Here is a 20,356-nt window from a genome sequence, read left to right as displayed (position 1 = left end):
TTTATTATTTTCTTATCTCAATATGTCAATGAACTTTATTATGCTTTAGGCTTTACGCTTTAGGCATTAAGCTTATAGCCTACGGCTTATAGCTTTTTGTGGAGAATAACGGAGTCGAACCGTTGACCTCCTGCGTGCAAGGCAGGCGCTCTAGCCAGCTGAGCTAATCCCCCATTTTTCAATCTTAGATTGTAGAATTCAGATTTTAGACTTCTTAATTCTTATCTAATTTCTTTTGGTGAATTCCAACTTCTAGAATTTCCTTTTTTAAGCTTACAGTCTTTCTAATTAGCAATTGTCAATTACTTTTTAAAAAGTAGTCCCGGGCAGACTCGAACTGCCGACCCCTACATTATCAGTGTAGTACTCTAACCAGCTGAGCTACGAGACTCTGTTTTACTTAATTGTATTATTTGAACTAACAGCAGAGTAATATAATCTTCAATTTAACCTATAGGTCATTTCGTCTTCTTTCCCTAACGTGCACAAGTGCTAACATATAGGGCTCTAGAAAGGAGGTGTTCCAGCCGCACCTTCCGGTACGGCTACCTTGTTACGACTTAGCCCTAGTTACCAGTTTTACCCTAGGCAGCTCCTTGCGGTCACCGACTTCAGGCACCCCCAGCTTCCATGGCTTGACGGGCGGTGTGTACAAGGCCCGGGAACGTATTCACCGGATCATGGCTGATATCCGATTACTAGCGATTCCAGCTTCACGGAGTCGAGTTGCAGACTCCGATCCGAACTGTGACCGGTTTTATAGATTCGCTCCTGGTCGCCCAGTGGCTGCTCTCTGTACCGGCCATTGTAGCACGTGTGTAGCCCAAGGCGTAAGGGCCGTGATGATTTGACGTCATCCCCACCTTCCTCACAGTTTGCACTGGCAGTCTTGTTAGAGTTCCCGACATGACTCGCTGGCAACTAACAACAGGGGTTGCGCTCGTTATAGGACTTAACCTGACACCTCACGGCACGAGCTGACGACAACCATGCAGCACCTTGTAAATTGTCTTGCGAAAGATCTGTTTCCAAACCGGTCAATCTACATTTAAGCCTTGGTAAGGTTCCTCGCGTATCATCGAATTAAACCACATGCTCCACCGCTTGTGCGGGCCCCCGTCAATTCCTTTGAGTTTCATTCTTGCGAACGTACTCCCCAGGTGGGATACTTATCACTTTCGCTTAGCCACTGAGTTTGCACCCAACAGCTAGTATCCATCGTTTACGGCGTGGACTACCAGGGTATCTAATCCTGTTCGCTACCCACGCTTTCGTCCATCAGCGTCAATCAATTAGTAGTAACCTGCCTTCGCAATTGGTATTCCATGTAATCTCTAAGCATTTCACCGCTACACTACATATTCTAGTTACTTCCTAATAATTCAAGTTTAACAGTATCAATGGCCGTTCCACCGTTGAGCGATGGGCTTTCACCACTGACTTATTAAACCGCCTACGGACCCTTTAAACCCAATGATTCCGGATAACGCTTGGATCCTCCGTATTACCGCGGCTGCTGGCACGGAGTTAGCCGATCCTTATTCTTACAGTACCGTCAAGGTTCTACACGTAGAACTGTTTCTTCCTGTACAAAAGCAGTTTACAATCCATAGGACCGTCATCCTGCACGCGGCATGGCTGGATCAGGCTTGCGCCCATTGTCCAATATTCCTCACTGCTGCCTCCCGTAGGAGTCTGGTCCGTGTCTCAGTACCAGTGTGGGGGATCTCCCTCTCAGGACCCCTACCCATCGTAGCCTTGGTAAGCCGTTACCTTACCAACTAGCTAATGGGACGCATGCTCATCTTTTACCGTTGTGACTTTAATAATTGCTCGATGCCGAGCTATTATACTATGAGGTATTAATCCAAATTTCTCTGGGCTATCCCTCTGTAAAAGGTAGATTGCATACGCGTTACGCACCCGTGCGCCGGTCTCTGCTCCCGAAGAAGCATACCCCTCGACTTGCATGTGTTAAGCCTGCCGCTAGCGTTCATCCTGAGCCAGGATCAAACTCTTCATCGTATATTTTAATATTATATTCGACTAATGATTCTATCGGTTTTATTCAAATCTATCGATTCTATTACTCTTATTTTGTTGTTCTAAGATCTCTCTTAAAACGGCTGTCAATTCAATATGTCTAGGAACGTGTTCTTCTTTTTTAATATCGCTTGTTTCTCAAAGCGGGTGCAAAAGTAGAAAAGTCTTTTCTAACTGGCAAGAAATTTGTGAAGTTTTTTTGGAAAATTTTCGTTTCCGTTTTCTTCTTTCTTATCAATCTTTCAAGGAACTTTCCGTTGTTTTGCGGGGTGCAAATGTAACATCCGTTTTCCATTCTCACAAGCTTTTCTAAATCTTTTTTTTTAGAATTTTATTTCTAATTTGATTCGTCTTGCTTGTCAGTATTTAAAGGAACGTTTGTCGTTGTTGCGGGTGCAAAACTACCACCTTTATTCAGTTAAACAATACTTTTTAGAGAGTATTTTTTGTTTATTTTTTAACAGTCTGATAACGGTATGTTTACGGGTGTTGTTTTTTATTTCTATCTGTCTTTTTTTAGCTTTTTCCTTGTTTTTGCTGGGTTTCGCGCAAAGTCGCTAAGGCGCAAAGTCGCTTTTATTGTCTTCCTTAATGGGAGTTCTGTTGTGTTTTGTATCTCCTAGCCCTGATAGTAGCGGAAATCCTTGGCCTTTTTCCTTTAAAAAGGACAAAATTCTAGCAGATAGCAGGAAATAGCTCCTAAAAAAACTTCTCCTATATAGTATAGTAGAATATGACTCCTATATATAAGGACATAAAAAACGACTACTATATATAATAACTTGACTGGAGCATTCCTGAAACCTATAACTCGGCTTATTCATCAATTCTACCTACTCCTATATATAAGGACGATATCACACCTTATATATGTAGGCATACAAAAAAAGATTGCCTGTTACCTCAAAAAACCTCATTGAATCAGCCATTATTACTTTTTACAAAACTTAGCCTCTGTTTTGAGACAAGAAACAGCTAAGCAAAAAAAATCCCGTCATTTATAAAATGACGGGATTTACTATTTAGAGGATTTTATTTATTCTAAAATAAAACTCACACTTACATTTGATACGATTTCTATTTCTCCAATCGCAAGCGTTTCATTAGAAGCAGCACCTGCACTATCCATAGCCATAGATTTCATAGCTGCATACATAGGTTGCGGACGGTATCCTTGTGAGTTATCTGAAATAACAATTGCTTTACCTACTTTTTGCCCTAAAACTGAAACATAATCTTCTGCTTTAGACTTCGCATCTTTTATTGCCAATTTTCTAGCTTCTGACTCATGTTGTGCTAGTTTTGAAGATTCGAAAGTAACACCATCGATACGATTGATTCCCTGATCAACCAAACCTTCCATTAACTCATCGTACTTAGTTAAATCTTTCAACGAAATTTCTACTGTTTGTGTAGCGTTATAATTATGTTTCTTTTTTTCATAATCATATTGTGGATTTAACGCAACTTGTTTTGTTTTAAAATCTGCAGTTGGAATATTCATTTTTTTTATGAATTTTAAAACAGCATCCATTTTCTGGTCGTTTTGCTTTTTTACATCTTTAGCATTACTTCCTTTAGTTTCAATTGTTGCTAAAATTGTTGCCTGATCTGGAGCAACTTTTACTTTTCCTTCTCCAGACACACTAATTTGCGGAATTTGTTTTGTTTCTTGAGCGTAAGACATAGTCATAAACATAAGGGTTAAAAATAGAGCTACTTTTTTCATATTTGTATTATTTAATTGTTCTTTATTATTCCTTTTCAAAAGTTGTGCCATTATAGTTTTCCTAGCTTAGCCATTACAAAAAGTATAACAATTGGTATCGCTAACAGAACAACCATAAGACTGTGATCGTAAACTAAAGATGGGTCTTTTATCAATGTAATCATATAACCTCCAATGGCTCCGCCAAAATGCGCTATATGACCAATATTATCATTTTTAGCTCTCATCCCGTATATCGAATACAATAAATACAAGATTCCGAAAAGATAGGCTGGCATCGGAATTATAAAAAATATCCCCAACATCATGTCAGGTTGTAATAATATCGCCGAATACAATATTCCTGTTACCGCTCCGGAAGCTCCTACTGCGCGATAACTATAATCATTTTTATGGAATAACATGGTTAGTAAACTACCAAAAACCAAACTACCAACATAGATCAATACAAACGAAAAGTTTCCTAAATGATTAATAACTACTGGCGCGAAAAACCAAAGCGTTAACATATTAAAAATTAAATGCATCATATCTACATGCAAGAAACCTGATGTCAACATTCTTATTTGTTCTCCTGAACGTATACTCCCTACGTGAAACTCATATTTTCTAAAAAAAGAAAGATCATTAAAACCCTTGTAACTAACTAAAACATTGGCAACAATTATTCCTATCAAAATGGTATTCATATTCTATATTTATTGTGAATTGTAAATATAGTCATTCTCCCAGAAATCACAGTTACTGATTAAAATATATACGTTATCCATTTTTGAGTTATATTTGTAAAAAATAAAACTGCATGCAATTCCTCGTTTATATACTGGCATATCCATTACTTTGGATTATATCTATTCTTCCATTTCCAATTTTTTATTTATTTTCTGATGTTGTTTATTTCATAGTTTACTACTTGGTTAGATACCGAAGAAAAACAGTGAAAGAAAATTTAGCAATTGCCTTACCGCATCTTACTGATAAAGAAAGAAAAACAATCGAAAAGAAATTTTACCAACACATGTGTGACATGTTCTTGGAAATGATAAAAACGATGACTATTTCTCCTGAAGAAATGCGCAAACGTTTTGTTCTTACCAATGTTGAGCTTATAAAAGAATACGAAGAAAAAGGTAAAAGTGTCGTTCTTGTGGCTTCACATTATGCAAGCTGGGAATGGCTGTTAACTCTAAATGCTCAAATAAAATTTAGAGGAATTGGTGTTTACAAAAAAATTGTAAATCCTTATTTTGATAAACTAGTTAGAAAAATTCGCTCTAAATATGACGCTGATTTAGTCGAAACTAAAAAAATAATCCCACTCATGGCACAAAACCAAAGAGATGGTATTTTAAGCATGTATGGCTTAGCGAGTGATCAATCACCAAAACTAGACAGGGCTTTTCATTGGGATACCTTTATGGGAATTGAGGTTCCTGTACATACTGGCGCTGAAATGTTAGCTAGAAAATACAACTTGAGTGTTTTATTTGTAAAAGTAAAAAAAGTAAAACGTGGATATTACGAAGCTACTTTTATCCCTATTTGCGATACTCCAAAAAAAGCGGATGGTTTTGAAATTACTCATACTTATCTAAAAGAAGTTGAAAAACAAATTCTGGAAGCTCCTGAGTATTATTTGTGGACGCACAAAAGATGGAAACACAGAAGATAACTCATAAAAAAAGCTCCAAAACTTAATGATTTGGAGCTTTTTTTTATGTAAACATTTAGATACAATCTGTTTTATCACCAAACAGAGAAAAGAAATAAACTGTTTTTTTAAACATTAATAGAAATATTCTCTTGTCGAGATTTTATTATTATTATCAATACTACTTCTTAAAATTGGAAATCCTTTTGAATTGTATGAGTATTCAAATATACTTATCGTTTTTTGAAGAGAATCTGAGAAAAACTCTTGTATATTTGAAGTAGTTGACGTAGTTTTAACTATGTTATTTCTATTACCATTTAACATACTAAGAAATCGGTCATCATCAAACAATAAATCACAACCCAAAATATTTTTATACGGATTATTCATAGTATCATATTCTTTTATTGCCGTTTGAATCACAACTTCTTGATTGTCTTTATATACATACTCTTTTTTTACAAGATTACCATTTTTAAATGTGAGAGTACCAGTTGCTTTTTCTGTTTCTGTTGAGTTAAAAACAAAATACTTTTTAAACGAAACAGTTCCGTCTACGTTATGCGTATAAGCAGTTTTCGAGAAACCATTATCCCCAGTAAATTTTTCTGTATAACTAACTAACTTTCCATTATCATATCCAAACTCATATGTATAGTAAGCTGAAGCCTGTTTAGTAATATAATTTCCTGTATACGTAAAACTAATGTCACCACTACTAACTATTCTATTTCCGTTATATACATTTTCAGAAGAGTATGTCTCTTTATTATTTTCTTTACCAATCTCTTTTCTTAATAAAATATTCGTAGAATCATTTTCATAATCATCATCTTTAGAGCAAGAAGAGAGTATTAGTACAGAAACTAAAAATATATAAAATATTTTTTTCATTATTTTTGATATTATTATTTTTAAATTTAGAATATTATTTTCGATAAAAATAAAACTGATCTATTCCAATAATTCAAGTTATTGCAATCAAATTAAAGTTTATGAATAAAATACATTTTAAATATTAACGATGACAGAGTTCAAATATATAAATCCCAACAAATTTATTAACTAATAAACATCATGTTAATTTCACAAACAAAAATACCCGAAATTGATTTCGGGTATTTTTTATTCCATTTTATCGTGAAAATTAAATTCCTGCGATTGCTTTTATTTCGTCTATAATTCTCAAAGCAAGAACATCTGCTTTTTCTTGTGATGGTGCTTCTGTATAAATACGAATAATTGGTTCTGTATTTGACTTTCTTAAATGCACCCATTCTGTAGCAAAATCAATTTTTACTCCATCAATAGTAGTAATATCTTCATTTTTATATTTCTCTGTCATTGCAACTAGAATCGCATCAACATCTATTTGTGGTGTTAATTCGATTTTGTTTTTGCTCATATAATACTCTGGATATGAAGCACGCAAAGCCGAAACTGTCATTTTTTTATTTGCCAAATGTGTCAAAAACAATGCAACTCCTACCAAACTATCTCTTCCGTAATGAGATTCTGGATAAATGATTCCTCCATTTCCTTCTCCTCCAATAATAGCATTGTTTTTTTTCATCAACTCTACTACATTCACTTCTCCTACAGCGCTGGCTTCGTATTTTCCTCCATGAGCAACTGTGACATCTCTTAAAGCACGAGATGACGACATATTCGAAACTGTATTCCCAGGCGTTTTACTTAAAACATAATCAGCACAAGCTACAAGAGTATATTCTTCGCCAAACATTTCACCATCTTCACAAATAAAAGCCAAACGATCTACATCTGGATCTACTACTACTCCTAAATGCGCTTTTTCTTTCACAACCAATTCGGAGATATCTGTAAGATGCTCTTTTAACGGTTCAGGGTTATGAGGGAAATGTCCGTTTGGTTCGCAGTATAATTTTACTACTTCAACTCCCATTAATTCTAATAATTTTGGGATAATAATTCCTCCAGAAGAATTCACACCATCTACAACAACTTTGAATTTTGCTGCTTTTACTGCTTCAACATCTACCAAAGGCAAATTCAAAACTTCATCGATATGAATATCCATATAAGCGTCATTAATTGTAATTTCGCCTAAACTATCTACATCTGAGAAATCGAAAGCTTCTGCTTCAGCAATTTCTAAAATCTTTGCTCCTTCTGCTCCATTAAGGAATTCTCCCTTTTCATTCAATAATTTTAATGCATTCCATTGTTTTGGATTATGTGATGCAGTAAGTATTATTCCTCCATCTGCTTTTTCTAAAGGAACAGCAACTTCTACTGTTGGTGTTGTCGAAAGACCTAAATCTATTACATCAATCCCTAGTCCTACTAATGTATTTACAACTAAGTTATGAATCATTGGACCTGAAATTCTTGCGTCACGACCAATTACAACGGTTAGTTTTTCTTTTTTAATATTATTTTTAAGGAAGGTTCCATAGGCCGAAGCAAATTTTACTGCATCTACTGGAGTAAGATTATCCCCTACTTTACCACCAATTGTTCCTCTTATCCCTGATATCGATTTTATTAAAGTCATTGTATTGAGTTATGGTTATAGCTACAAATATAAAAAAGTTGCCGAGTAAGTAAGAGAATAAAAAGCCAAGATTTTAAAAAAGTCGCTAAAGCATTCCGTTTTTAATCAAATGAGTTGAAAAGTTTTTATACTTTTACATGAGTAAACTTAGTGCCTTCTGTTTTTAGAACCTTAGTAACTCCTATAAAAATGAATTTCCTAGCTCATATATATCTTTCTGGCGACAATGATTTGATTAAAATCGGCAATTTTATGGCCGATGGAATTCGGGGGAAACAATTTGAAAGTTTTCCTGCTGAAGTTCAAAAAGGGATCATTTTACATCGCGCCATAGACACTTATACTGATGCTCATCCTGTTTTTAGACAAAGCACCAAAAAACTTCATGAAAAATACCATCATTATGCTGGTGTAATTATTGATATATTTTACGATCATTTTTTAGCCAAAAACTGGAAAACTTATTCAGATGAAAATCTCAATGATTTTGTTGATCGATTTTATAATTCTTTAACTGAAAATCATAGTATTTTAAGCGAAAAAACACAACGCATAATGCCTATTATGTTTCACGAAAACTGGCTCGTTAGTTACCAAACCATCGAAGGGATTAATCATATCCTGACTCAGATGGATCGCAGAACAAAAAACACTTCAAAAATGCAATTCGCTACAGCGGAATTAAAAGAATTTTACACCGAATTTGAAGCTGAATTCACTAATTTTTTTGAAGATTTAAAACAACACGTTAATCACAAATTACTTTCATTATGAAGAAGATTGCCTTTTTATGCTATTTTATCTCGCTTACCTCTTTTGCCCAAAACACAACTAATCAACTAACAGGATTAGTTACTAGCAAAGCAATGGTTGTTTCGGCACGAGCTGAAGCATCCAAAATTGGTTCCGACATTATGAAAAAAGGAGGAAATGCATTTGATGCTATGGTTGCCACCGAATTAGCATTGGCTGTAGCCTTTCCATACGCAGGAAACATTGGCGGAGGAGGATTTATGGTGTACCGAAAAGCAAATGGTGAAGTTGGATCTATTGATTATAGAGAAAGAGCTCCTCTGAAAGCTACCAAAGATATGTTTCTTGATAAAGACGGAAACGTTATTAAAGGAAAAAGTACTGAAACTGCTCTAGCTATTGGAATACCTGGAACTGTTGCAGGAGTTTTTGCAGTACACAAAAAATTTGGCTCCTTACCTATGTCAACAATTTTAGAACCTGTTATTGCACTGGCAGAAAGAGGTGTAATTGTGACTAAAAAACAAGAAGAGCGTTTAAACAATTACCGAGATGTAATTATAGAAAGAAACGGCAAAAATACTTTGTTAGCAACCGTATATAAAGAAAATGATACTATAAAATATTCTGCTCTTGCAGAAACTTTAAAAAGGATTCAGAAAAATGGTCGTGATGAATTTTACAAAGGAAAAACTGCTAAAATATTAGTTGATTATCTTAACAAAAGAGGTGGGATTATCTCTATGAAAGATTTAGCATCATATGAAGTAAAATGGAGAAAACCATTAACTTTTAATTACAAAGATTTAAAAATTACTTCGATGTCTCCACCTAGTAGTGGTGGAATTTGTTTGGCTCAAATACTAAAAATGATTGAACCTTATGATTTAGAAAAAATGGGACATAATTCAGCAGAAGCAATTCAAGTAATTGTAGAAGCAGAAAGAAGAGCTTATGCTGATAGAAGTTACTTTTTAGGCGATCCTGATTTTGTAAAAATCCCATTAAAAGGATTACTTTCTGATGATTATTTAAAACAAAGAATGTCTACTTTTAGTTTTGACAAAGCTACTTTGTCTTCGGATGTAAAACATGGAGAAATAAAATATAATGAAAGTACTGAAACAACTCATTATTCAATCGTAGATCAATTTGGTAATGCTGTTGCAGCAACAACAACAATTAACGATGCATACGGTTCTAAGTATTACTGTGATGAACTAGGTTTTTTCCTAAACAACGAAATGGATGATTTTAGTGTTAAACCTGGAGAACCTAATATGTTTGGATTAGTAGGAAATGAAGCTAATAGTATTGCTCCTCAAAAAAGAATGCTAAGTTCTATGACTCCTACAATTGTGGAAAAAAATGGTAGTTTATATATGGTTGTTGGAACTCCTGGTGGGTCTACAATTATTACATCGGTTTTGCAAACTATTTTAAATGTGCATGAATACAATTTTAGTATGCAGGAAGCTGTGAATGCACCTCGTTTTCATCATCAATGGTTACCTGACAACATTAGCTTTGAACCAAAAGCTTTTGATTCGAAAACACTTGAATATTTAAGAACCAAAAATTATATCATCAACGAAAAAAATCCTCCTGTAATTGGAAAAGTAGATGCTATTTTGGTTTTACCAAACAAAAGTCTAGAAGGTGGTGCTGATTTCCGTGGAGATGATACAGCTGTTGGTTTTTAATTAAATAACATATAAAATGTCTTTTTTTTTGAAGCTGTTAATTTCTTTCGAGAGATTAACAGCTTTAAAATTATATAGTTTGGGTTCTAAAAGCTAAATTTGCACTATTACATAACTTTTTTAAAACATAATGTTAAAAAAATACATCCGGAGATTTGAATCGATTATTGCAATGCTGCAATCTGTATTGACGCAAAAGCAATTTATATTCTTGTCCAGTGTTTTGGTTGGTATTTCATGCGCTTTTGCTGTAATTGTTTTAAAGACATTTGCCCACAGCGTATTTTCGTTTGCCACTTACATTAATGGTATTTTAAAATTAAGCTTCATCAATAGTATATTACCTATTATTGGTATTTTACTTACTGTTTTTGTTGTAAAAAGAGTTTTAGGCGGAACTATTGAAAAAGGTACTTCGCAGATATTATATACTGTTGCCAAGAAAGCGAGTATTATCCCAAAAAAACAAATGTATGCTCAAATTATTACAAGCTCTCTTACTGTTGGTCTTGGTGGATCTGCAGGTTTAGAAAGCCCAATTGTAGTTACTGGAGCAGCTTTTGGGTCTAATTATGCACAAAACTATAAACTACCTTATAAAGACAGAACTTTACTTATAGGTTGCGGTGTTGCAGCTGGAATTGCAGCGGCATTTAATGCGCCAATTGCTGGAGTTCTTTTTGCTATCGAAGTTTTATTGGTCGATGTAAGTATTTCGGCATTTACCCCAATTATGATTTCGGCTGCCACTGGTGCTTTAGTTTCTGCAATTGTTTTAGACGAAAACATCTTATTAAATTTTAAGCAACAACAAACATTCGATTATCATAATATACCTTTCTACGTACTTCTAGGTGTATTAACTGGATTTGTAGCCGTTTATTACGCTAGAAATTTTCAGAGAGTCGAACATTATTTTTCCAAATTAAAATTAAGCCCTTATAAAAAAGCTTTATTTGGTTCTTCGATGTTAGCAGTTTTAATTTTTATCTTTCCAACATTATTTGGTGAGGGATATGAAAGTATAAAAACCTTATCCGAAAGTGATCCCGGAAAATTATTAGATAATACCTTATTTGCAAGCTTCAGAAACAATCAATGGGTTTTACTACTTTTTGTGGGATGTACTATGATGATGAAAGTTTTTGCTTCTGGCTTAACTATTGGTAGTGGTGGTAATGGAGGAAACTTTGCTCCTTCTTTATTTTTAGGTTCTTATCTAGGGTATTTCTTTTCAAAATTTGTTACCCTAATCGGACTTTCAAAATTGCCTATTAGTAATTTTACCATGGTAGGAATGGCTGGAATATTAAGCGGATTATTTCATGCGCCTCTTACAGCAATTTTCCTGATTGCAGAAATTACTGGTGGTTATAGCTTAATGATTCCTCTTATGATAGTTTCATCTATAAGTTTTGCTATTTCTAAACGTTTTGAGAAATATTCGCTTGACGTAAAAGGTTTAGCAAAAAAAGGTCATGCTTTTACTAGTAATAAGGATTCTAACATTTTATCAACCTTAGAAATTGATTCTATCATTCAAACTGACTATTTAACTGTTTCTCCAGATGAGCATCTTAGTAAACTAGTCGATTATATATCACATTCTAATCAAGTTGTTTTCGCGGTCGTAAATAACGATGGTGAATTAGTAGGGATTGTACATTTTAATGATATTCGTGAGATTATATTTAATGTGTACCGAGTAAAATACACTTTAATAAAAGATGTTATGAAAACTCCTCCAGCAACTATTTCTTCTATAGATAGTATGGAAACGGTGATGAATAAATTTGAAGCATCTAAAGTGGCATTTTTACCTGTAATAAGAAATGGGAAATATTACGGCTTCATCTCCAAATCTATAGCTTTAGAAGCTTATAGAACTAAGTTAAGATCTATGACAATAGAATAAGCTTAACATCGGATAGGCTTTAAATTAGATTTATCCGATATTAAGACATACCTTTGGGGTATTATGTGGAATATAGACTTAACATATAGAACAGAATTTCAATCAACATTTGAAAGACTCTACAAAAAAAGACAAGATTTGCAAGCCAGCAGACCATTGCCTAACATTGCTTTGCATAAAATTCGTGAAAGCTTATCGATAGAATGGACATACAACTCTAATAGTATCGAAGGTAATACTATGAGTTTACGAGAAACTCAAATGGTGATTCAAGAAGGGATAACTATAAAAGGAAAATCGCTTCGAGAACATTTTGAAACTCATAACCATGATAAAGCCATCGATTATTTATATTCAATTGTAAGCGATGATTATAAACTACGAAGCATAGATATTCTTTCTCTTCATGGATTGGTCTTACGCTCTATCGAAGATGATTTTGCAGGACGCATCCGTAATGGTGGTGTTCGTATTTCGGGAGCTAATTTTATGCCTCCGAATGCTAACAAAGTATCTGATTATCTTGATGAATTAATTGATTTTATAAATACAAATCCGTTAGGCTTAAATGATATTGAGTTGGCAGCAATTTTCCATCATAAATTTGTTTGGATTCATCCTTTTTTTGATGGTAATGGACGTACCGTTCGCTTGAGCATGAATTTATTATTGATGCGTTGTGGTTTTCCCCCAGCAATCATCCTGAAAAATGATAGAAAAAAATATTACGAGGCGCTCAATCAGGCTAATAATGGTAATTATCAAAAATTGATTCTTTTGATGAGTCAAGCGCTAGAAAGAACACTTAATATTTACCTAAACGCAATGCCTGGTAACGAAACCGAGTACCAAACAATATCTGATATTGTAAGCGAACCAAGTGCGCCTTACGGTCAGGAATATGTAAGTTTATTGGCTAGAACAGGAAAAATTGATGCTTATAAAGAAGGCAGAAATTGGTATACAACCAAAGAAGCTATTGATGATTATATTTTAACCCGCAAAAGAAAACGCTAACTACTTAAGTTGGCGTTTTTTTTATCTGTGCGAGTAATGGAACGTGGATGAAACGGATTCGCTATCGCGAAAACGCGGATGAAAACGGATTTTTTACAAACTTAAAATCTGTTTTATGATTCTTTTAAAAATCAGTTTTCATCCGCGTCTTTACGAAGTAAATCAGTTTTATCCGCGTTCTATCTTATCGCAACATATGTTAAATCAGTATTTTTAGATGAACATTATATAACAGTAAATTAATTTTATCCGCAATCTATTTTAACACAAACTTCTATACTGTTATATCAAAAGAACAAATCAAAATGGTAACTTTGCTTTTTTGCAAAAACTATGTCAGATACAAATAATACTATTGAAGTTCTTGGCGCAAGAGTTCACAACCTAAAAAACATCGATATTTCTATTCCTCGTGAAAAACTAGTCGTAATTACTGGTTTATCTGGTTCGGGGAAATCTTCTTTGGCATTTGATACTATCTATGCCGAAGGACAACGTCGTTATGTAGAAACTTTTTCGGCTTACGCGAGACAGTTTTTAGGTGGTTTGGAACGTCCTGATGTTGATAAAATCGACGGACTTTCGCCTGTAATTGCTATTGAGCAAAAAACAACCAGTAAGAGTCCGCGTTCTACCGTTGGGACTATTACCGAAATATACGATTTCCTCCGTTTATTATATGCCAGAGGTGCAGATGCCTATAGTTATAATACAGGCGAAAGAATGGTGAGTTACAGTGATGAGCAAATCAAAGATTTAATTATCCGAGATTTTCTGGATCAACGAATCTATGTACTTGCACCAGTAATTCGTGCCAGAAAAGGACACTATGCCGAACTTTTCCAACAAATAGCGAAACAGGGTTTTTTAAAAGTTCGAGTAAATGGTGAAATCAGAGAAATCACCGCTGGTATGAAACTGGATCGTTATAAAACTCACGATATCGAGATTGTTATTGATCGAATTGCTGTAACTGCTGTTTCTGAAAACGAAAAACGCATAATGGAAAGCATCAATACCGCAATGCATCATGGCGAAAATGTATTGATGATTCTGGATCAAGATACAAATGAAGTACGTTATTTTAGTCGTAACTTAATGTGTCCTTCTACAGGAATATCATACCAAAATCCTGAGCCGAATTTATTTTCTTTCAACTCCCCGAAAGGTGCTTGTGCGCATTGTAACGGATTAGGAACTGTAAATGAAATCAATGTTAAAAAAATAATCCCTAATCCTAAATTATCTATAAAAGCTGGTGGATTTGTTCCGCTTGGCGAATATAAATCATCATGGATTTTTAAACAACTGGAAGTTATTGGAGAGAAGTTTGGTTTTAAAATTACCGATCCTATCGAAAAAATTTCTGATGAAGCCATGAATATGATTTTGCATGGCGGAAAAGATAAATTTACCGTTAACTCAAAAGATTTGGGTGTTGCTCGTGATTACAAAATAGATTTTGAAGGAATATCTAATTTCATCAAAAATCAGCATGACGAAAGTGCTTCGACTACAATAAAACGTTGGGCGAAAGACTTTATGGACGAAGTAAAATGTCCGGAATGTCATGGTTCTCGATTAAAGAAAGAAGCTTTATTTTTTAAAATAAACGAAAAGAATATCACCGAATTGTGTGATATGGATATATCTGATTTGACTGCATGGTTCTTGGACTTGAACAGTCACTTATCAGACAAACAACTTTTGATTGCTTCTGAGGTTGTTAAAGAAATAAAAGATCGTTTGAACTTCCTTATGAATGTGGGTTTAAATTATTTGGCTTTAAGCCGAAGTTCAAAATCTCTTTCGGGTGGTGAAGCGCAACGTATTCGATTGGCAACCCAAATTGGTTCGCAATTAGTTGGTGTATTATATATTCTGGATGAGCCAAGTATTGGTTTACACCAAAGAGATAATGAAAAATTAATTCATTCTTTGGAACAATTACGTGATATCGGGAACTCGGTTATTGTTGTAGAACATGACAAAGACATGATAGAACGTGCCGATTATGTAATTGATATTGGTCCGAAAGCAGGAAAATATGGTGGGGAAATTATTAGCAAAGGAACTCCTGAAGAGATTCTGCAGCACCATACTATCACGGCTATGTATATGAACGGCGAAATGAAAATCGAAATTCCTGCAAAACGTCGTGAAGGAAACGGAAAGTTTTTAAAACTTACGGGAGCAACAGGAAATAACCTGAAAAATGTTTCTATTGAATTGCCTTTAGGAAAAATGATTTGTGTTACGGGAGTTTCAGGAAGCGGAAAATCGACTTTGATAAACGAAACACTTTACCCTATTCTTAACGCTTATTATTTTAATGGAGTTAAGAAACCGCAACCGTATAAAAAAATAGAAGGTTTGGAACATATTGATAAAGTTATCGATATTGACCAAAGTCCGATTGGGCGAACACCTCGTTCGAATCCGGCGACATATACCGAGGTTTTTACTGAAATAAGAAATCTGTTTACGATGACTTCCGAAAGTATGATTCGTGGATATAAAGCAGGTCGTTTTAGTTTTAATGTAAAAGGTGGTCGTTGCGAAACTTGTGAAGGTTCGGGTGTAAGAACTATCGAAATGAATTTCTTACCAGATGTTTATGTAGAATGTGAAACTTGCCAAGGAAAACGTTTTAACCGAGAAACTCTTGAGATACGTTATAAAGGAAAATCAATATCGGATGTTCTGAATATGACTGTTGACGAAGCTGTTCCGTTTTTTGAAAACATTCCGAAGATTTACAGAAAAGTAAAAACAATTCAGGATGTTGGTTTAGGTTATATCACGCTTGGACAGCAAAGTACAACACTTTCGGGTGGTGAAGCACAACGTATTAAACTTGCTGGAGAATTATCTAAAAAAGATACCGGAAATACGTTTTATATTCTTGATGAACCTACAACAGGATTACATTTTGAAGATATTCGGGTTCTTATGGATGTAATTAACAAACTGGTTGACAAAGGAAATACGATCCTGATTATCGAGCATAATATGGATGTAATAAAACTTGCTGATTATATTATTGACATTGGTCCTGAAGGCGGAAAAGGTGGCGGACAACTTATTGCAAAAGGAACTCCTGAAGAAATAATTAAAAATAAGAAAAGTTATACAGCGCAGTTTTTGAAAAAAGAATTATCTTAGTATATTGCGCCCCGCTTTAGGGTAAAATAAAATTGATAAAGTATAGCCTAGCCCAGATGGGAACGGTATCCTTTTTATTTTTTCTTTAAAAATAAAAAGATATAAGTGGACAGCTGGTCCCGAAGCGTCGGGAGCTCCAAAAAAATAAATTAATACAAAGAAAATGAGATTAGAAGATTTTGATAATGACGAAGACAAAGTAATCCAAGATAGATTAAAACAAAAAACATGGAACGAAATTAGAACCAACGATAGTTGGGCGATTTTTAAGATCATGGCTGAGTTTGTAAATGGATATGAAAACATGGGACGTATTGGTCCGTGTGTATCTATTTTTGGTTCAGCGAGAACAAAACCAGAAGATAAATATTATTTATTGGCAGAAAAGATTGCCTATAAAATCAGTAAAGCTGGTTATGGTGTAATTACTGGTGGTGGTCCTGGAATTATGGAAGCTGGTAATAAAGGTGCTCACTTAGGCGGAGGAACTTCGGTAGGTTTGAACATTGAGTTACCATTTGAACAGCATTTTAACCCTTATATCGACCGTGATAAGAACTTAAACTTTGATTACTTTTTTGTACGTAAAGTTATGTTTGTTAAGTATTCGCAAGGTTTTGTGGTTATGCCAGGTGGTTTTGGAACTCTTGACGAAATGTTTGAAGCAATTACTTTAATCCAAACGAAGAAAATCGGTAAGTTCCCTATTATTTTGGTTGGAACTGAATTCTGGTCTGGATTAATTGATTGGGTAAAAACTGTATTGGTTGAGAGAGAACATACGGTAAGTCCTGATGACTTGAACTTATTTAAAATCGTTGATTCTGAGGATGAAGTAGTTGAAGCTCTGGATAAATTCTATAAGAAATATGATTTAAGCCCGAATTTTTAAATTTTAAAAAAGCTGTGTAAAAACAGCTTTTTTTTATGCTTTTTTATCAATAAGTGGCTTTATAAATCCACAATTAATAGTATATTTATTTCGTTAATAAATCTTTAAGGACAATCATTGAAGTTATTTTATAAAATTACTATTTGCACTTTTGTTTTATTGAGCTCGATAAAACAGTACGCACAGCATCATTCTAAAATGACGGTTGCGGTTAATCTCGAGCTAAAAACTCTGAATATCAGACAAGACATTACCTTTAATAATGTATCGAATGATACTTTAATTTCGGTAGTTCTTAATGATTGGAATAATTCTTTTTCGGATAAAAATACCCCTCTTGCCAAACGTTTTTCGGATGAGTTTTACAGAGGATTTCACCTTGCTAAACCTGAAGAAAGAGGGAATACTACGATTATAAGCCTGACAGATACAGAAGACGGAGCTTTGGCATGGGAAAGATCAGAAAAAAATCCCGATTATATTGTAGTCAAACTAAATCGAAAATTAGCTCCAAACGAAACAATTGTCTTGCATCTTACCTACATCGTTAAGATTCCTAGTGATAAATTCACACGATATGGCTATTCTCAAAACGGAAGCTTAAACCTAAAAAACTGGTTCTTAAGCCCTGCCCGATTTGAAAACCATCGCTTTATAAAATACAATAATTATAATCTGGATGATATTGCCAATGCTGCAACTGATTATGAGGTAGAAATAAAAGTTCCTAATAATTACACCATTACCACTGACTTAAATAAGACTTCGCAAGAACAATTTGAGAAATACACCAATACTTTTTATTCTGGTAATAAAAGGACGGATTTAAGCTTATTTATTGAACCCAAAAACAGTTTTACTAGATATAAAATAGGATCTACAGAGGTTGTTACTAATTTAAAGAACAACAATTTAAATGAAATCCAGAAAGCTCTTGCGATAAACAGAATTGTAGATTATGCTAATAAGTATATTGGCGAATATCCGCATGAAAAAATTACGGTTTCGCAAATAGATTACGAAAGGAATCCGTTTTATGGTCTGAACCAATTGCCTTCGTTTATAAATCCTTTTCCGGATGAGTTTATGTTTGAAATTAAGTTTTTAAAAACCTATTTAAATACCTATTTAAAAAGCAGTTTACGCTTAGACCCAAGAAAAGACAACTGGATTTATGATGGCATACAAATATATGTCATGATGAAATACATTGAAGAAAACTATCCTGATCAGAAAATGATGGGAAGTCTCTCGAAACTGAAGATTTTAAAAAGCTACAAAATAACTAATCTGAGTTTTAATGAGCAATACAGTTATTTTTATATGCTTATGGCTCGCAAAAATCTAGACCAACCTCTGGGCGACCCTAAAAACACGCTTATAAAATTTAATGAACAAATTGCTAGTAAATATCGTGCTGGACTTAGCCTTAGTTATCTAGACGATTATTTGGGTAATAATAGTGTACAAACTAGTATTCAGGATTTTTATGAACTTAATAAAATAGAGCAAGTAAGTCGTAGTAATTTTGAAAGTCTTTTGAATTATAATGCAAAAAAAGACATCAATTGGTTCTTTGATATTATAATAAACTCTAGAGATATAATAGATTATAAGTTTAATAATGTTTCCAAAACTAAAGACAGCATTACATTTTCGTTAAAAAATAAAACAGAAACCTATGTTCCTATTCCTGTTTATGGAGTAAAGAAAAAGGAGGTAATGTTTAAACAATGGATTGATCCTAAAACTACAGATACTACATTTACGATAGAAAGAAAAAATGCCGACAAAATTGTTTTAAACTATGATAATGAAGTTCCTGAGTATAACTTAAGAAACAACTGGAAATCACTAAAAGGTTTTTCGCCAACCAATCGTCCTATAAAATTTAATTTTGCCAAAGATCTCGAAGATCCGTATTATAATCAGATAATTTATATCCCTACGCTTAACTATAATTATTATGATGGGATTACTCCCGGAATACGTTTTCATAACAAAACGATATTAGACAAACCGTTTACTTTTGATATTAATCCTGCTTACTCTATAAAAGCAAAAACAATATCGGGTTCATCGGGTTTCTCATATGTTCAAAATTTTAGAAACAGTACTTTATATAACGTAAAATATTCTTTTTCTGAATCTTATTTTCACTATGCGCCAGATGCAACTTATTTAAAGTTAAATCCATCTGTACAGTTGCGAATAAGAGAAGAAAACTTTCGTGACAACAGGAAACAACTTATTACGTTGCGTCAGGTTATTGTTAATAGAGAAAAGAGCAATTATGTTACAGACAATTCCAGTCCTAATTATTCTGTATTTAATGCCCGCTATTTTAATACTAAAACTGAAGTTACAAATCATTTTAACTTTATGTCGGAAGTACAATTTGCAAGTGAATTCGGGAAAGTGGCCAGCGAAATAGAGTTCAGAAAACTTTTTGAGAACAATCGACAGGTAAATTTAAGAATGTATGCTGGAACGTTTATATACAACAATACCAATTCTGATTATTTTAGCTTTGGTATAGACCGTCCTACAGATTATTTGTATGATTATAATTATTACGGAAGATCTGAGAGTACAGGTCTTTTTAGTCAGCAATTTATAATGGCCGAAGGTGGTTTTAAATCAAAACTAACTCCGCAATATGCAAATCAATGGATAACTACTTTAAATGCAAGTTATTCTCTTTGGAATTGGATTGAAGCATATGGAGACGTAGGTTTTATTAAAAGTAAAGGTTTTGCAGAAAAATTTATATATGATAGTGGTATCCGATTAAATTTTGTTCCAGATTATTTTGAATTGTATTTTCCGGTATACTCTAACAATGGGTGGGAAATTTCTCAAGATAAATATGGAGAAAAAATACGTTTCGTAGTTACTTTATCACCTAAAACATTAACCAATCTTTTTACAAGAAAATGGTTTTAATCA

Annotated in this window: 12 protein-coding genes, 2 tRNA genes and 1 rRNA gene; 8 read left to right on the top strand and 7 right to left on the bottom strand. The window is 33.9% G+C overall.

Going from position 1 to position 20,356, the window contains the following annotated elements; all coding sequences use genetic code 11:
• Positions 1-99: 99 nt before the first annotated feature.
• The 5 genes from ACJ6WR_RS19405 to ACJ6WR_RS19385 all read right to left on the bottom strand — a co-directional run bounded on the left by ACJ6WR_RS19405 (position 100) and on the right by ACJ6WR_RS19385 (position 4,461).
• Positions 100-173 (bottom strand) — tRNA-Ala (locus tag ACJ6WR_RS19405).
• Between the two features lie 144 nt (positions 174-317).
• Positions 318-391: transfer RNA gene (locus tag ACJ6WR_RS19400), tRNA-Ile, on the bottom strand.
• Positions 392-511: 120 nt separating this feature from the next.
• A 16S ribosomal RNA gene (locus tag ACJ6WR_RS19395) occupies positions 512-2,025 on the bottom strand.
• Positions 2,026-3,079: 1,054 nt separating this feature from the next.
• The gene (locus ACJ6WR_RS19390; protein WP_039119921.1) at positions 3,080-3,772 is read right to left on the bottom strand and encodes an SIMPL domain-containing protein; all 693 of its coding nucleotides are present in this window, start codon (positions 3,770-3,772) and stop codon (positions 3,080-3,082) included.
• Positions 3,773-3,822: 50 nt separating this feature from the next.
• A complete protein-coding gene (locus tag ACJ6WR_RS19385) occupies positions 3,823-4,461 on the bottom strand; it encodes a rhomboid family intramembrane serine protease (protein WP_409416177.1) in 639 nt (212 codons plus the stop codon).
• Between the two features lie 113 nt (positions 4,462-4,574).
• On the opposite strand from ACJ6WR_RS19385, the gene ACJ6WR_RS19380 reads away from it, so the two are divergent.
• Complete coding sequence (locus ACJ6WR_RS19380) at positions 4,575-5,444, top strand: lysophospholipid acyltransferase family protein (protein ID WP_409416176.1); 870 nt, start codon at positions 4,575-4,577, stop codon at positions 5,442-5,444.
• A gap of 114 nt (positions 5,445-5,558) precedes the next feature.
• Here ACJ6WR_RS19380 and ACJ6WR_RS19375 read toward each other — a convergent pair whose 3' ends face one another.
• Positions 5,559-6,320, bottom strand: a complete 762-nt coding sequence (locus tag ACJ6WR_RS19375; protein WP_409416175.1) for a hypothetical protein — start codon at positions 6,318-6,320, stop codon at positions 5,559-5,561.
• 253 nt (positions 6,321-6,573) lie between these two features.
• Positions 6,574-7,962 (bottom strand): phosphoglucosamine mutase, encoded by a 1,389-nt coding sequence (gene glmM / locus ACJ6WR_RS19370; RefSeq protein WP_409416174.1) that lies wholly within the window; start codon positions 7,960-7,962, stop codon positions 6,574-6,576.
• A gap of 189 nt (positions 7,963-8,151) precedes the next feature.
• On the opposite strand from glmM, the gene ACJ6WR_RS19365 reads away from it, so the two are divergent.
• The 7 genes from ACJ6WR_RS19365 (at position 8,152) to ACJ6WR_RS19335 (ending at position 20,353) form a co-directional block, all read left to right on the top strand.
• Positions 8,152-8,736 (top strand): ACP phosphodiesterase, encoded by a 585-nt coding sequence (locus ACJ6WR_RS19365; protein ID WP_039119914.1) that lies wholly within the window; start codon positions 8,152-8,154, stop codon positions 8,734-8,736.
• Entirely contained in the window at positions 8,733-10,418 is a 1,686-nt protein-coding gene (ggt, locus tag ACJ6WR_RS19360) for a gamma-glutamyltransferase (RefSeq protein ID WP_409416173.1), read from the top strand. Before ACJ6WR_RS19365 ends, ggt begins: the two co-directional genes overlap by 4 nt.
• A 130-nt stretch (positions 10,419-10,548) precedes the next feature.
• On the top strand, positions 10,549-12,333 hold the full coding sequence (locus ACJ6WR_RS19355) for a chloride channel protein (RefSeq protein WP_039116373.1): 1,785 nt from the start codon (positions 10,549-10,551) through the stop codon (positions 12,331-12,333).
• Between the two features lie 63 nt (positions 12,334-12,396).
• Entirely contained in the window at positions 12,397-13,350 is a 954-nt protein-coding gene (locus ACJ6WR_RS19350; protein ID WP_409416172.1) for a Fic family protein, read from the top strand.
• 333 nt (positions 13,351-13,683) lie between these two features.
• The gene (uvrA, locus tag ACJ6WR_RS19345; RefSeq protein ID WP_409416171.1) at positions 13,684-16,515 is read left to right on the top strand and encodes an excinuclease ABC subunit UvrA; all 2,832 of its coding nucleotides are present in this window, start codon (positions 13,684-13,686) and stop codon (positions 16,513-16,515) included.
• A 163-nt stretch (positions 16,516-16,678) separates the two neighbouring features.
• Positions 16,679-17,407: a TIGR00730 family Rossman fold protein gene (locus ACJ6WR_RS19340; RefSeq protein ID WP_409416170.1), complete on the top strand. Its 729-nt coding sequence runs from the start codon at positions 16,679-16,681 to the stop codon at positions 17,405-17,407.
• Positions 17,408-17,605: 198 nt separating this feature from the next.
• Positions 17,606-20,353: an aminopeptidase gene (locus ACJ6WR_RS19335; protein WP_409417940.1), complete on the top strand. Its 2,748-nt coding sequence runs from the start codon at positions 17,606-17,608 to the stop codon at positions 20,351-20,353.
• Positions 20,354-20,356: the final 3 nt, after the last annotated feature.

The organism is Flavobacterium sp. PS2 (assembly GCF_046250155.1).
Lineage (GTDB): Bacteria > Bacteroidota > Bacteroidia > Flavobacteriales > Flavobacteriaceae > Flavobacterium.
Note: the sequence above shows the minus strand (reverse complement) of the source record. Positions and strands in the feature narration are given on the sequence as shown.